Here is a 14,737-nt window from a genome sequence, read left to right on the forward strand (position 1 = left end):
AGTGCCCGGCCGCGGCGGACAGCGAGGGAAGTGCAGTGTTGTGCCGATGGGCACGTCGCGCCGTGAGGCGCGGGGGTGGGAGAGCGGTCATGAGATGGGGGCGATGTAGGCGTACACAGCACCGTCCAGCCGTACCAGCGCCCAGCCGCAGGAGTAGGACGGCGACCGGCATCCGGTGGGCCGTCCGGGCGATGGTCGCGGCGTTGATGCTGGCGTTGGGGCCCTGGGTGCCGGCGGAGGCGAACCCCGCGTTGAAGGCGATCGGGATGGCCGACGACCCGGTGAGCAGACACGGCGGGCGTACGCCCTCTCGGCTAGCGCGGCGGCGGTGCGCTCCCAGTCCTTGTGGGCGGCGGTGGTGCGCTGGATGGTGTGTGCCAGCACCGCGTACTGCACGGCCAGATGCCCGGTCAGGCCCAGCGCCACCAGCGTCACGGTGACCGGGCGCCAGGCTCTGCCCAGCGCGGTGACGAGCCGTGCGAGCGCATCGGCGACCGGGATGGCCAGCAGTGCGTAGGTGGGCAGCAGGAAGCGGGGCGCGGCGTATCCGATGAGGAACAGGTACGGGATCGCCGCCGTCACCGCGCAGGCCGATGGCAGTGCGGTGGGCGGCGTGCGTCGGCCCCGGACGGCCAGCCCGATGGCCGCCAGCACCGGCAGGGCGAGCCACCAGGCCGTCACCGCCGGGGTCGGCCTCGCGCCGGTGCACGGGCGGCACAGCGAACGCCCGCCCAGACCGCGCAGTTGTCACCGATGGCGACGTGCCAGCCGAGACCGCCCTGGATGTCGGATCCCTCGGACAGCCGCCGATCCAGGTCCCCGAAGCGGACGTATGCCTCTATCACCCATTCGGCTGCCCCGGCCGCCAGCCCGCCGGCCAGAGCGATGAGCCGCCGCCCGTGCCATCACCGGCGAACAACTACGAGGGCGAAGAGCAGCGGCAGGCTCACCCTTACCGCGTCCGTGGGCTGCATCCACGCCATCAGCAGGGCGCTTGCCGCCAGCCCCCACACCGGACCACGCCGGGTGCGGTCGGTCTGGGCCTGAAGGAAGCAGCCGACGCCTGCCAGGGCGTCGACCGCCACTCAGTAGTTGGGCATGGTCTGGGCACCGTAGAAGTCGGTCACCCACATGCTCGCGAACAGGGTGCCGCCCAGCGCGAGCATCCGGACCGGGAACAGGCCGCGCCAGGCGCGCAGCGCCAGGAACAGCCCGAGGCCCGCCAGCAGCGCCAGGTAGAGCCGCAGGAGCGGGGTGGACGACGACCGTCCGGCGACCGGTGCCACAAGCAGCGAGATGCCGCGGGCGCGCGGGGCGCTGAAGAACGACGCCGGGGCGTGGGAGCTGACCTGGCTGACGTAACACCGACTCGTTCCAGCCCAGCCCCATCCCCGGCCGTACGACCACCCACTGGACAGGGACGAAGGCGCCTGCCACCGTTGCCAGCCACCAATGGCCCCTGCGGTCCCGTCCCGCAGCCGGGCCGAGCGGCGACTCATGCCCGTTTATGCGGTGGAATCTAACGGTCTGCACGACTCTCGTCATCGTCCGTCCAACAGCCCCGACAGTCGGTAGAGTGGTCGTTACCCTACAGTTTGTAGGGTCACTTGCAGGAGCCGTATCAAACATGGTCAAACTGGCGCGCACACCCCAGGAGCGCACCGCGGCGGTCGACGGGGTCCTGCCGCGCAGGGGACGGATCGTGCCGCGGCTGCCCATCGACAGTCAGGGCGGCCGGTTCCGGAGAGCGAGTTCCTCACCATGCTGCGCGCCACCGGCAAGACCCCGGCGCCCGGAAACCCGAACCGTACGCCGTCGAACGAACAGCGCAGGTCATGCGTCAGCTCCACGTACCCGAGCCCGCCGGCCCGGCTTCCCGTCGTCCCCGTCCACGCCGGTGACCCCGGCCTCCCTTCGAGGTGAACCTCCACGGTGACCGCACACCTCTCGCCCTCCGGCCTCCGGCAGCACCCACCCACGGACCGTGTCCCCTCCCCGGCCGGGTCACCGCGCCCACGCACCCGGCTGCGCAGGGGCGCGGCCTCGGCCACGGTCTGGTACCTGCGGCTGATGGCCGTGCTCAACCTGGCCGCGGTGGTCTCGGTGCCGTTCCGTGACGAGGTCCACGAGCACAACGTCGGTGAGTACTTCACCCCGTACCTGGCCACCGCCGGGCTCGTCTCGGCGGTGCTGGCGCTCTTCCTCGCCATGGTCATGCGGCGCCGCAAACGGGCCGCGTGGATCTTCAACCTGGTGCTGGCGGGCGGACTGTTCGCGCTCTATGCGCTGGCCATGACCCAGGAGGCGTACCGCGAGCACGTCACCAACTGGGGCTCCCTGCTGCTCACCGGCCTGTTCGTGGCCGCGCTGCTCCTGGGGCGCGGGGAGTTCACGGCCGTCGGGGACCGCTCCAACCCGAAGCTGGCCCTCGTCGCGGGAGCGGGCGGTCTCCTCGTCAGCGGCACCATGGGCACACTGCTGGTCGCCGCCACCAACAAGCTGCCCGGCGCCACGACGGCCGACGAGATCGCCTACACCCTGCTGCGCGGCATCAGCGTCGGCCCGCTCGCCGACCGCATCGACGCCGTGCACGCACCGCGCTGGGTCGACGTCCTCATCAACATCCTGATCGCGTCGACCTTCCTGCTCGTCCTGTACGCCTGTTTCCGTGCCCCGCGCGGTCGCGCCCTGCTCGGCGAGGACGACGAACAGCGGCTGCGCGCCCTGCTGGCCCGGCACGGTGAGCGGGACTCCCTCGGCTACTTCGCGCTGCGCCGCGACAAGGCCGCCATCTTCTCCGCCAGCGGCAAGGCGGCTGTCACCTACCGGGTGGTCGGCGGCGTCAGCCTGGCCTCCGGCGATCCCATCGGCGATCCAGAGGCGTGGCCCGGCGCCATCGACGCGTGGCTGGCAGAGGCCCGTCAGCACGCCTGGACCCCGGCGGTCATGGGCGCGAGCGAGGAGGCCGGCACCATCTACGCCCGGCATGGGCTGGACGCTCTGGAACTGGGCGACGAGGCCATCGTGGAGATCGCCGACTTCACCCTCGAAGGACGTGCCATGCGAGGGGTGCGGCAGGCGCACAAGCGGGTGCATCGGGCGGGATACACGGTGCGCGTCCGACGCCACGAGGACATCACGGACGACGAGATGGCGCTGCTGATTGACAAGGCCGACCACTGGCGCGACGGGCCGACCGAACGCGGCTTCTCCATGGCACTGGGACGGCTCGGCGACCCCGGCGACGGCCGCTGCGTGATGCTGGAATGCCGCGACGCCGACGGTGAACCGCGCGCCCTGCTCAGCTTCGTCCCCTGGGGCGAGCACGGCCTCTCCCTGGACCTGATGCGCCGGGACCGCGCCTGCGAGAACGGCCTGATGGAGTTCATGGTCGTTGAACTGCTGTCGCGGGCAAAGGAGTTGGGCGTACGGCGGGTGTCGCTGAACTTCGCCATGTTCCGCTCGGTCTTCGAACGCGGCGCCCGTCTCGGTGCGGGCCCGGTACTGCGGCTGTGGCGCTCGATGCTCACCTTCTTCTCCCGCTGGTGGCAGATCGAGTCCCTCTACCGCGCCAACGCCAAGTACCGGCCCGTGTGGGAGCCCCGCTTCCTGCTGTTCGCCAAGAGCGGTGACATCCCCCGCATTGGCCTGGCCAGCGCCCGCGCCGAGGGCTTCCTCACCCCGCCACCGCTGCCTGCCCTCCGGCGCGGCAGGCGTTCCTCCGCCCCGGAGGCAGAACCGGACCCGGCAACCTCCAGCTCGTAAGGCGGCTCCCCAGCGGGGACGTCTGGCGGGCACCGGCTGCGGACCTGTCGAGCGTGACGCGCTAGGACACCGCGGGGGACGCGGGCCGCGGTCTGGCGACGACCCGGTTGGCGGCTGTCTTCTGCAGTAGCCCGTAGGCGAGCACCGGCAGCAGCAGGTGGGGTTTGTCGGGCAGCGAGGTCGTGATCAGTACCGCGCTCGCGCTGCTGTTGTTCATGCCGCAGGCCAGGGTCAGCGACGAGGCTACCGGGGCGTCCAGTCGCAGGACCCGGGCGGCTAGCCGGCCCAGCATGAAGGACAAGACGCACACCAGCGCGGCCACGCCGAGGGCCGCGGCGAACAGCAGCGGGCGCGGTCGGGCCAGGAAGGAGCCTAGGGCGCCGCTGGCGTTGACGTAGGTCAGGACCAGCGAGCCGGCCAGGGCGGCGGGCACCACGGCCCGCAGGAGACGGCTGTGCCACGGCGGCGGCAGCACGAGCGCGCACAGGAGACCCGAGGCGCAGGGCAGGACAACGGCGGCGAGGGTGAATCCGCTGTGGGCGGAGCCGCTCGTACTGGTGAGCGTCCGTGCGTAGCCGCCGCTGAGCAGCGGTGCCAGGGCCGCCAGCAGGAGTGGTGTGGTGAGGGGGCTGAGAAGGGTGGAGCCGAGGACGAGCCCCACCATCGTCGGTTGGTCGCCTTCGCCCTTGGCCGTCCATACGGTGGCGCCGGCGGCCACCGGCATCGCCACGATCAGGATCATCGCGGTGAGCAGTCCACTACCGCCGTCGGAGTCGGGCGTGCCGCGCAGCAGTAGGGCGACGAACGGCACGACGAGCAGCGGGATCGCCAGATGCAGTGCGAGTCCGGCCAGCATGGCCTTGGGGCGCCGCAGCGTGCGTCCGAGCGCGCGCACCGGTACCTGGAGCCCGGCCGACAGGAGCACCAGGGACAGCAGGAGCGAGGTGGTGTGCAGGGTCAGGTGGGCCGGTCCACCGAGCGGGACGGCGTGCGGGCGGCGTAACCACAGGCCGAGCCCCGGCAGGAGCAGAGCGGCGGCATAGGAGACGAGGACGGCGCGGCCGAGCCGACGGCGCAGCCAGTTCGTCGCACGGTCAACAGGTGAGTGGGAAACAGCGGGAGCGTTCACGGCGGCCTTCTTCCGACACGAGGGCAGGAGCGGGACGGGACGCCGGTATGTGCGGGTGGGGCAGATGCGTATACATGAGGGCATCCTTCTCGGAAGGTACGTGTGGGGCTGGTGATCAGCACGCGCAGTCAGGATGCGTTCAGGCGACCGCTGGGCTGGCGGTCCCGGCCCGCACCCTCACCGCCTCCGCCTCAACAAGGTTCCCGAGATCACCCTGTACTTCTGGGTGATCAAGGTGCTGTGCACCACGGTCGGCGAGACCGCGGCGGACCTGCTCAACGAGAAGGCCGGGCTCGGCCTGACCGGCGTCTCGGTGCTGATGAGCGCGCTTCTCGCGGTCGTCCTGGTGGTCCAGTTCCGCACCACCGCCTACCGCGCGGGCGTGTACTGGCTCGCCGTGGCCCTGATCAGCGTGGTCGGCACCCTGATCAGCGACAACCTGACCGACAACATGGGCGTGCCGCTGGAGACGACCACCACGGTGTTCGGGATCGTCCTCGCCGTCGTGTTCGTCGTCTGGTACCGGCGGGAGCGGACCCTGTCCATCCACAGCATCGACACCACCAGCCGCGAGTCCTTCTACTGGCTGGCCGTGCTGTTCACCTTCGCCCTCGGCACCGCGGCCGGCGACCTGGTCTCCGAGCGCATGAACCTCGGCTACTGGCTCTCGGCCGTCCTGTTCGCCCTGGCCATCGCCGCCGTGGGCATCGCCCACTTCGCTCTCGGGCTGGACGCGGTGTGGAGTTTCTGGATCGCCTACATCCTCACCCGTCCGCTGGGCGCCTCGATCGGCGACTACCTCTCCCAGCCGGCCGGCGACGGCGGCCTCGGTCTCGGCACGGTCGTCACGAGCGTCCTCTTCCTGGCGGTCATCCTCGGCCTGGTGGTGTTCCTGACGGTGACCCGCAAGGACGTCTTCGACCGCGAGCCAGTCGCGGGGCAGGCGATCTGAACAGCGGGGGAGGCGTTCAGGAAGCGTTCAGGAGTTGATCGGCAGAGTCGGACACGACGGCCGTCCCCCACGGCTCGGCCACGCGTCACAGGGCGCCTGTTTCCTTCACGGGAACGGGCGCCCTTCCACACCCCCCACACAGAACAGGAGTGTCCGACACCTTGGAGATTCCGGAAGCCCTCACCGACACCGACGTCATCCGCACGCGTCAACGGACCGTTGCCGCCGCCAAGTCGGTGACGAAGAAGCTGCCCGAGGTCACCCTCGCCTTCTGGATCATGAAGATCGCGGCGACGACCCTGGGCGAGACCGCCGGTGACCTCTTCGCCCAGACCCTGAAGCTCGGCTACTTCCTCACCACGATCGTGCTGTTCGCGATCTTCGTGGTGACCCTGGTCGTGCAGTTGCGTTCTCGGCGCTACAACCCGTTCTTCTACTGGACGGTCATCCTGTCGACCAGTACGGCCGGCACCACGATGTCGGACTTCATGAACCGCGACGCCAGCACCAAGTACCTTGCGAACGGCGCCACTTCACTGGGCTGGGGACCGCAGGGCCTCGGCCTGGGCTATCCGGCCGGCGCGGCGATCCTGATCTCGATCCTGGTCGTCATCTTCGCCGTGTGGAAACTGACCGGGATGACGTTCGTCATCCGGGACATCGTCAGCTTCCGCGGAGAGGCGCTGTTCTGGTCGGCGATCCTCGTCTCCAACACCCTCGGCACCTCCATGGGCGACTTCCTGTCCGACAGTTCGGGCCTCGGCTACGCCGGCGGGGCCGCCCTCGTCACCGGCGCCCTGCTGGTGCTGCTGGCCCTGATGAAGGCGCCCGCGGTCCCGAACGTGCTGCTGTTCTGGATCGCCTTCGTCCTGACCCGTCCCCTCGGCGCCACCGCCGGCGACTTCCTCACCAAGCCGACCGCCAAGGGCGGCCTCGACCTCGGTACGGCGGGCTCGTCGGCCGTACTGCTGACGGTCCTGGTCGGACTCATGGGCTACGCCCACGTCCAGGAGCGTCGGCGCCCCGCCCCGCGACCTTCGTAGGACGTCGCCCGGCCAGGGGCGTCATCGGCCGGTCGTCGTGAGCAGTGCGGAGGTGTCCTGCTCGGCGGGTTGATTCCGGCTTTCGTGCTTTCGTGTCCAGTGGCGGCGACCGTGTCCTCGACCGTTTCTCGCGGGACGGTCGTGCGCACGGTCGCCGCCCGCGGCAGCCGTGCGGGGATCGCCGAACCTCCGGCCGGCGCCGAGTTCGCCGTGCGGCTGTCCCTCACCGACTCGGGGCTCACACGGTGATACGGACTCTCCTTCTTGGGGAAACCCATGCCTGCTTGGCGAAGACCCGACCACCCATTCCGGGTGTGTTCACAGATGCGCCGGTTCCGGTACACAAGGCGCGACTCTGATGGGCCCGGCACCCGCAGTCCGCCCCGAACACCCGGGAGAAACCAGATGTCCAGACGCCACGTCAGGCCCGCAGCCCTCCTCGCCGCGACCGGAGTTCTCACCGGGGTGACCGCCGCCCAGCCCGCCGCGTTCGCCGCCTCCCACCACCCGGCCGCCACCCGGCACGTCCTGCTGGTCTCCGTCGACGGACTGCACCAGTCGGACCTGGCCTGGTACATCGCCAGGCACCCGAAGTCCGCGCTGGCCCAACTGGTCGGCGGCGGCGTGGAGTACACCCATGCCGCCACGACCACGCCGTCCGACTCCTTCCCCGGCATGGTCGCCCAGGCGACCGGCGGCGGTCCCGGCACCACGGGCGTCTACTACGACGACACCTACAACGCCGCGCTCCTCCCGGCAGGAACCACCCGCTGCAAGGGCGTCGAGCCCGGGGTCGAGGTGGACCTCACCGAGGACCTGGACAAGAACCAGGCCTCCATCGACGCCGGTCAGGGCCTCGCGGGCCTGCCGGACAGCATCCTGTCGATGACCGGCCACCCGGAGAGCCTGATCAACGCGTCGAAGCTGCCCGTCGACCCGAAGACCTGCAAGCCGGTCTACCCGCACTCCTACCTCAAGGTGAACACCGTCTTCGAGGTGGCCCGCCAGGCAGGTCTGCGCACCGCATGGTCGGACAAGCACGCCGCCTACGAGATCCTCAACGGCCCCTCGGGCACCGGTGTCCAGGACCTGTTCACCCCGGAGATCAACAGCGACGCCCTCGGCCACGCGGCCGGCAACGACTGGACCACGGACAACCAGGCCACCGAGCAGTACGACGGCTACAAGGTGAAGGCCGTCCTCAACGAGATCGACGGTTACGACCACAGCCGCACCCACAAGGTCGGCACCCCGGCGATCTTCGGCCTCAACTTCCAGTCCGTCTCCACCGCGCAGAAGCTGCCCGCCTCCGACGGCCTCACCGGCGGCTACACCGCCAAGAACGTCCCGGGCCCGCTACTGGTGAAGAACCTCGACTTCATCAACACGGAGATCGGCGCCCTGACCGCCGAGATCGACAAGCGGCACCTCGCCGACAGCACCACCGTCATCCTCTCCGCCAAGCACGGCCAGTCGCCCACCGACCCCGCCGCTCTCACCCGCGTCGCCGACGGCCCGCTGCTGGACGGCCTCAACGCCGCCTGGAAGAAGCTCCACCCCGGCGCCGCCGACCTGGTGACTCACGCGGTGGACGACGACGCCATGCTGCTCTGGCTCTCCGACCGTTCCCCGGCCGCCACCGCCTTCGCCAAGAAGTACCTGCTCGCACAGAACGGCACCGGCACCGACATCAACGCCAAGCCCAAGACCTACACCCACAGCGGACTCAGCAAGGTCTACGCCGGCCGGGCCGCCGCCGACCACTTCCACGTCAAGCCCGGCGACGCGCGGGTCCCGGACCTCTTCGGAGTCGCGCAGTACGGCGTCGTCTACACCGGCGGCACCAAGAAGATCGCCGAGCACGGCGGTGGCCACTCGGACGACCTCGCCGTACCCCTCGTCGTCTCCGGAGCCTCCGTCCCGGCCGGCGTGCGGGACTCCGCACACGTGCAGACCAAGCAGATCGCCCCGACGATCCTGAGCCTCCTCGGCCTCGACCCCCGCTCCCTGCAGGCCGTACGCGAGGAACACACCACCGTGCTGCCGGGCCGCCGGTCGGTGAACTGACTCTCGCCCGCCGCGGCCACGAGGTACGGCAGTCAGGTCAGGCTGCGGCGGGCGACGGCGAGGAACTCGGCCTTGAACGGTTGCAGACGGTCGGCCAGACTCCCTTCGTCCCGCTCGTGCCAGACCTCCTGGTTGAGGGCGCGGGCATAGGCAGTCGTCGGTGCGTGCAGGATGGGGGCACACAGCAGCTCGACCCCCTTCTCGGCTATCCGCAGACCGTCCATCGCAGGCCTGGCCGCCACGTACCGCTCGTCGCCGATCTCCCACCGCGACGGCCGCGCATGCGCCATGCCGTCGGCCTCCAATGCGCATCAGACGAACTCCTGCGCGGTCCTGATCCGTTCGGCACGCCGCTCCTCCGCCAGAGCCGCAGCCCGTCTCTGTTCCTCGGCCCGTCGCCCGTCCACCGGTACGTCGGCCACCGTCCGCAGGTGAAGGCCATGCACCCGCCCGGACGGCGCCCCACAGCTCGGGCACGCCACCATGTCCGCCGGTGTCCGTGCTCGCACCAGGATCCGCTCGCCTTCGTCGGTCACGTCCACGATGACCAGAGGCAACAGCCCCGAGAACACCACATCTACAAGCGCGTTGACATCTCGCACATGAATGTCGACGACCTTGGCAACCTTCCGCCACCAACGAATGTGAGACAGGACCGTTAGATTGAAGCTCCCTGTGTGACATGGGCCTTCTGGTGTGAGCGATCGAGCGACCCCGGACGAACGTGTTCGGAGCCGAGCTGTACCCCACGCTGCGAGAGAAGGCTCCGGCTCTCCTGCACTTCGTCGCTCTGATCTCTGCAACTTCGTAGATCCAGTGTCCAGGGTGTCCACGACCAGGGGGAAACCTCCGTTCGTCCAAGCGGGAAGAAGGGGCGACACGACCGCGCCCTGTCCACCGGGCGCGGTCGTGAACGTCTGTACCTGTGTGGGGAGTTGGCTCTAAAGGGCGGCCGCGGCGGCGTGCAGGTTCTTTGCGGCCAGGGCGAGCCCCTCGGCCTGTGAGTAGGCGGCGTCCTCGTGCTCGATGTTCACGGCCATGTCCGGGTCGACCTCGGCGAGGGCGCGCAGGAACTCGGTCCAGTAGGCGACGTCGTGGCCGATACCGACGGCGACGAACTTCCACGCCGGGTTCTCGGGCCAGGAGTTGCACCAGAAGCCGTAGCCGGTGGGCACCTTGCCGGGTGCGTCTGCGGGCACGCGGGTGAACGACGTGTCCAGCACGCCGCGGATGTCGGCTCCGGGGCAGAGCATTGCGTCCTTCGCGGCGGCGTGGAACACCAGCGGGCCCAGCCACTTGATGGAGGCGACGATGTCCATGCCCTGCCACATCAGGTGCGAAGGGTCCATCTCCGCGCCGACGTTGGTCGCGCCGGTCGCGTCGACGAGCCGCTTCAGGGTGACGGGGGAGAAGACGAGGTTGTGGGGGTGCATCTCGATGGCGACCCGGACGTCGTTCTCCCGGGCCAGCGCGTCGATCTCCTTCCAGAACTCGACGGCCACTCCCCACTGGTAGTCCAGGACGTCCATGTAGACGCCGTCCCACGGATTGACCACCCAGGAGGGGTACTTGGCGTCCGGGTCGGAACCGGGCGTGCCGGACATGGTGACCACGTGCCGCACCCCGAGCAGCCCCGCGAGGCGGATCGTACGGCGCAGGTCGTCGGCGTGCTTCGGGCCGACCCCGGGGAGCGGGTTGAGCGGATTGCCGTTGCAGTTGAGGCCGGTCAGCTCCATCCCGCGCTCGGCGAAGGTGGCCAGGTACTCCTCGCGCGCGGTCGCCGAGGACAGCAGCAGGTCGACCGGGCAGTGCGGGGAGGGGATGAATCCGCCGGTGTTGACCTCGACGGAGGTCAGGCCGTTCTCCTTGAGGATGTCGAGGGCCTCGGTCAGTGGGCGGTCGTGCAGACAGGCGGTGTAGGCGCCGAGCTTGAGGGACATGCGGGTGCCCTACCTTTCTAGTGGGTTCGAAATGATCATTCGTAAGATCAGAGGGACCCAGGGGTTCTGGGTATGGCTGTATGCGGGACGCCCCGATGGCTCAAGGAGCTTGGCCGCCCCGAGCCCCGCGACGACTCGACCGCCAATTGGGAGATGCGACTCGATCGCTGTGCAGGGCAACGTCGGCGAGGTCGTCTGCTGGGCTGTGAGAGCGCGGGGAGTTGGCGGAGGTGACCGTGCCCCGGATATGGGCCGGAGTGGACATCGGCAAGGAACATCACCACTGCGTGGCCATCAACGCGGACGGTGAACGGCTGCTGTCCCGCCGGGTCCTGAACGGCGAATCCATCCTGCTGGACCTGATCGGCGACGTCCTTGCCCTCGACGAGGACGTGCTGTGGGCGGTCGACCTCAACAGTGGCGGCGCAGCCCTCCTGATCGGCCTGCTCCTCGGCCACGACCAGTCGATGGTCTACATCACCGGCTCCTTGGATGGGTGCGGGTGGTCAGACGGCGGGCGGGACCGTGACGGCGGCGCCGCCGTCCTGCGAGGACTCGACGATCGCGCGGATGATCTCGATGGTCCGCAGTCCCTCGGCGAACGAGGCGCAGGCCGGCAGTGGGTCGGCGACCCCCGCGACCTGGTCGAGGAACGCACGGGCCTGGTAGGTGAAGTTGTCGGCGTTGCTCGCGCCCACGCCAGGTGCCTCCATCGGCACCCCGCCCGCGAAGTACGGCAGTTGGGGCCCGGCGATGATCTGCCGGGCACCACGGGTACGGGCGTCGGGCTGGGCGTCGTCGAAGAGGTACTCGGCCGGCCGGTGCTGGTCGAACGCGGCCCGTCCGCCGATCCCGAGCACGTCGAACGCGAGCCCGTTGGGCAGCCCGAAACCGGTACGGGTCACGGAGAAGGTACCGACGAGCCCGGACTCGAAGCGGGCGGTGAAGGACGCGGTGTCCTCGTTCTCCACCTCGCCGAACTCGTCCGATACGGGAGCGGCGTTGTGCCCGACGACCGCGCCCAGCGGCAGCGGACGCTTCGCGATCTGGGTGGACAGCGTGGCACCGGAGACCGAGGCGATGGGACCGGCGACGTACTCGGCGGCGTCGATGACATGAGAGCCGACATCACCGAGCGCGCCCGAACCGGCACCGCCCTTGAAACGCCAACTCAGCGGCCCCTTCGGGTCGGTGGCGTAGTCGCACCAGTAGCGACCGCTGAACAGGGTGAGGTCACCCAGTTCGCCGCGCCGTACGTGGTCGCGGATCGCGGCGATGCCGGGGGAGCGGCGGAAGGTGTAGCCGACGGCGGTGACGACATCGGCGGACCGCTCCAACTCGGCCATCGCACGGGCGTCTTCGAGGGAGCCGGCGAGCGGCTTCTCGCACAGCACGTGCTTCCCGGCGGCGACCAGCGCTTCGGCGATCGGCCGGTGCAGCGCGTTTCCTACGACGATGCTGACGGCGTCGATCGTCGGGTCCTCGGCGACGGCCTCCCAGCTCGGCAGCGCCTTGTCGAAGCCGTAGCGGCGGGCGGCGTCTTCGGCGAGCGCGGTGTTGGCGTCGGCTATCGCGGCCAGCCGGACTGGGGGCAGGCCCGCTCCGAACACGGTGTTGGCGTTGCGGTATCCGGCGGCGTGGCTGCGGCCGGCCATACCGGCTCCGATCACCGCGACGGACAGGGGCTTGGCGGAGGAGGTCATGAGGTGTCCCTTGAGAAGAGAGGTCAGCTGGAGGTGGGTAAGTTGAAGCCGGCGGTGACCTGCTGGGCGGGCCGCGGTCAGCGGGTCGTGACGACCTTGGGGCGGGTGTAGAAGCGGATGCCCTCGGGGCCGTGGATGGGGGCGTTGCTGATGGGGGATTCCCTCCAGCCGCCGAAGGAGCAGTACGACATCGGCACGGGCACCGGCACGTTGACGCCGATCATCCCGACCTCGACGTTGCGCTGGAATCCGCGTGAGGCCTCACCGGAGGCGGTGAGCCAGGCGGCGCTGTTGCCTGCAGTACGGCTTGGCGTCGACCACGGCCATGGCTTTGTCGAGCGCGCCGACGGTGCCCGGCAGGCAGTGGTTGTCGACCTGATGGGAACTCGCTCCGGCGCCGCTCAACTCGACGGGCACGTTCTCCTTGGGCCCGTACCGAGCGGAGAGTGAGCTCCGCTCGGTACGGGCGGCTGGCAGTGCGAACGTCCTACCGTGCGCACTGCTGATCAGGGCCTCCGACGAGCGCGACAGATACGCGGAGTCGGAGTCGGTGGTCGAGGCGAAAACGTCTGTCCGGCTGGTGAGTTCGAAGGCCGAGCCGTCCGTGGTGACGGTGCGGGAGCCCGTCAGCGGCAGGACCAGGAACTCGCAGTCTCCGGTGGACAGGGAGTGCGCCTCGTTCGGCTTCAGGGGCAGGGCCCTGAGGCCGGAGTGTCGATGGCACGTGCTCGCACCGCTCACAGCAGGGTCACTGCCTTGTCGACGGGCCGCCTCGGCGCCTGAGGTGATGGTGACCGACTTGGTGACCACGACCGAGGGGTGCTTGCACTGGGCGGCGGCAGAGGCGTCGGTCGGGCTGCCGCCGAGGTACCTGCCGAATGAGGAGCCCTCTGCCAGGCCCACGCCTGTCCGGAGCGGAAGAACGTCCACTCCCGCACGGCCCACGGTGAGCACTTCCGACGGCATTTTGCGATTCCCTTCGCTTCGAGGACTCCAGTGGGGCGGTCTGCTTAAAGCGCTTTAAGAGCGCTTACGACGGAGTACTGTGCCCACGCTGAAGCGCCATGTCAACGGTTTGCTGCGACGATGCGGCGAGGTACTCGTCGATCTTCGCGCGCATGAACAGCGAGGATTCCTTTGCTCGTTCCTCCCAGGCGAAGACGCACGCCGTGAGGGTGCCGTCGAAGTCGCTTTCCCGCAGGGCCCGGAACAGCTCGCCGAAGTCGACCTCGCCCTGGCCCATGTCGAGATGCTGGTGGATGCGGGCGGTGGTGCCGGGCGGGTTGAGGATGTAGCGGTTGCCGGAGGATGCGGTGTGGTCGAACGCGTCGGCCAGGTGGACATGGGTGAGCAGGTCACCCGCGTGCCGGATGATGCCGGGGGCGTCGTCTCCGATGTGGAAGGTGTGCGGGGCGCAGTAGAGGAAGCTGACGCTCGGGTGGTTGATGCCCCGGATGAAGTCGACCGCTTGGTGGCCGTCCTCGATGAAGTCGTCCGGATGTGGTTCCAGGCTCAGCCGGATGCCCTCCTGCTCGAACAGTGGCAGGAGTTCGTCCATCGACTTCCAGAACTGGGCCTCGCTGCGGTCAGGTTCCTCGGGCCGGCCGTTGAACTCCGAGACCATGCTGTCCACGCCCAGCTCGGAGGCTATCTGGATCGACCGCTTCCAGTAGCGCACGGCGGCCTGCCGGTCGTCCTCGTCGGGGCCGGACCAGCGGAACAGCGGCAGCAGGGAGGAGATCCCGACGCCGGCCGCGTCCAGCGCCTTGCGGAACCTACGCACGGTGGCGTCGTCCACCCGGGGGTGCCGGAAGAACGGGATGAAGTCCTCGCGGGGTGAGAGCTCGATCCACTCGTAGCCCAACTCTGCCACCACGCCGGGCAGTTCGAGCAGTGGGACATGGCGGATCATGTACGGGTCGAGGGCGATCTTCATGAGGGAATGCCTTTGGGGGTAGGGGAGCGGGGGGAGTATTTGACGCCGCTGTTCGCCCGCGCGGGGATACGGCTGGTGTCGTTGTCAGTGGGCGCTTCCAGCCGGGGCCGTGACGTCCTTGCCTCCGGGTAGCTTTTCGATGTCGATGCCGCGGACCTGGGACAACTCGTGCTTGAGTGCGGCGAGTTCGGTGCCGCCGGCC

General features: G+C 69.5%; 10 protein-coding genes and 5 pseudogenes. 6 read left to right on the forward strand and 9 right to left on the reverse strand.

Features of this window, described 5'->3' with window-relative positions; genetic code table 11:
- Positions 1-154: 154 nt before the first annotated feature.
- Positions 155-1,545, reverse strand: a pseudogene (locus tag ACWDEW_RS47565) (hypothetical protein); the annotation flags it as partial.
- Between the two features lie 480 nt (positions 1,546-2,025).
- On the opposite strand from ACWDEW_RS47565, the gene ACWDEW_RS47570 reads away from it, so the two are divergent.
- Positions 2,026-3,765, forward strand: a complete 1,740-nt coding sequence (locus ACWDEW_RS47570; RefSeq protein WP_450522447.1) for a phosphatidylglycerol lysyltransferase domain-containing protein — start codon at positions 2,026-2,028, stop codon at positions 3,763-3,765.
- 61 nt (positions 3,766-3,826) lie between these two features.
- Here the strand turns inward: ACWDEW_RS47570 and ACWDEW_RS47575 are convergent, their stop codons facing one another.
- Entirely contained in the window at positions 3,827-4,894 is a 1,068-nt protein-coding gene (locus ACWDEW_RS47575; protein ID WP_450522429.1) for a sodium-dependent transporter, read from the reverse strand.
- Positions 4,895-5,027: 133 nt separating this feature from the next.
- Here ACWDEW_RS47575 and ACWDEW_RS47580 point away from each other — a divergent pair, with 133 nt between their 5' ends.
- From ACWDEW_RS47580 to ACWDEW_RS47595, 4 genes are all read left to right on the forward strand, one after another.
- On the forward strand, positions 5,028-5,846 hold the full coding sequence (locus ACWDEW_RS47580; RefSeq protein ID WP_450522431.1) for a COG4705 family protein: 819 nt from the start codon (positions 5,028-5,030) through the stop codon (positions 5,844-5,846).
- Positions 5,847-6,007: 161 nt separating this feature from the next.
- Entirely contained in the window at positions 6,008-6,889 is an 882-nt protein-coding gene (locus tag ACWDEW_RS47585; RefSeq protein WP_450522433.1) for a COG4705 family protein, read from the forward strand.
- Between the two features lie 111 nt (positions 6,890-7,000).
- The gene (locus tag ACWDEW_RS47590; RefSeq protein ID WP_450522435.1) at positions 7,001-7,138 is read left to right on the forward strand and encodes a hypothetical protein; all 138 of its coding nucleotides are present in this window, start codon (positions 7,001-7,003) and stop codon (positions 7,136-7,138) included.
- A gap of 156 nt (positions 7,139-7,294) precedes the next feature.
- Positions 7,295-8,956 carry an alkaline phosphatase family protein gene (locus ACWDEW_RS47595; RefSeq protein ID WP_450522437.1) on the forward strand — a complete coding sequence of 554 codons (1,662 nt, stop codon included), beginning with the start codon at positions 7,295-7,297 and terminating at the stop codon, positions 8,954-8,956.
- Positions 8,957-8,988: 32 nt separating this feature from the next.
- Here ACWDEW_RS47595 and ACWDEW_RS47600 read toward each other — a convergent pair whose 3' ends face one another.
- Both ACWDEW_RS47600 and ACWDEW_RS47605 read right to left on the reverse strand, forming a co-directional pair.
- Entirely contained in the window at positions 8,989-9,246 is a 258-nt protein-coding gene (locus ACWDEW_RS47600) for a hypothetical protein (RefSeq protein WP_450522439.1), read from the reverse strand.
- A 651-nt stretch (positions 9,247-9,897) separates the two neighbouring features.
- Positions 9,898-10,896 carry a sugar phosphate isomerase/epimerase family protein gene (locus tag ACWDEW_RS47605; protein WP_450522441.1) on the reverse strand — a complete coding sequence of 333 codons (999 nt, stop codon included), beginning with the start codon at positions 10,894-10,896 and terminating at the stop codon, positions 9,898-9,900.
- Between the two features lie 236 nt (positions 10,897-11,132).
- Here ACWDEW_RS47605 and ACWDEW_RS47610 point away from each other — a divergent pair.
- Positions 11,133-11,381 (forward strand): annotated as a pseudogene (locus ACWDEW_RS47610) (IS110 family transposase); the annotation flags it as partial.
- Between the two features lie 21 nt (positions 11,382-11,402).
- On the opposite strand, the gene ACWDEW_RS47615 reads toward ACWDEW_RS47610, so the two are convergent.
- The 5 genes and pseudogenes from ACWDEW_RS47615 to ACWDEW_RS47635 all read right to left on the reverse strand — a co-directional run.
- Complete coding sequence (locus ACWDEW_RS47615; RefSeq protein ID WP_450522443.1) at positions 11,403-12,599, reverse strand: Gfo/Idh/MocA family protein; 1,197 nt, start codon at positions 12,597-12,599, stop codon at positions 11,403-11,405.
- Positions 12,600-12,676: 77 nt separating this feature from the next.
- Positions 12,677-12,947: pseudogene (locus tag ACWDEW_RS47620) on the reverse strand (aldehyde dehydrogenase family protein); the annotation flags it as partial.
- Between the two features lie 24 nt (positions 12,948-12,971).
- Positions 12,972-13,565: pseudogene (locus ACWDEW_RS47625) on the reverse strand (5-deoxy-glucuronate isomerase); the annotation flags it as partial.
- A 64-nt stretch (positions 13,566-13,629) separates the two neighbouring features.
- Positions 13,630-14,535 (reverse strand): sugar phosphate isomerase/epimerase family protein, encoded by a 906-nt coding sequence (locus tag ACWDEW_RS47630; protein ID WP_450522445.1) that lies wholly within the window; start codon positions 14,533-14,535, stop codon positions 13,630-13,632.
- 84 nt (positions 14,536-14,619) lie between these two features.
- Positions 14,620-14,737: pseudogene (locus ACWDEW_RS47635) on the reverse strand (sugar ABC transporter ATP-binding protein); the annotation flags it as partial.

It is taken from the genome of Streptomyces sp. NPDC001100 (genome assembly GCF_053598575.1).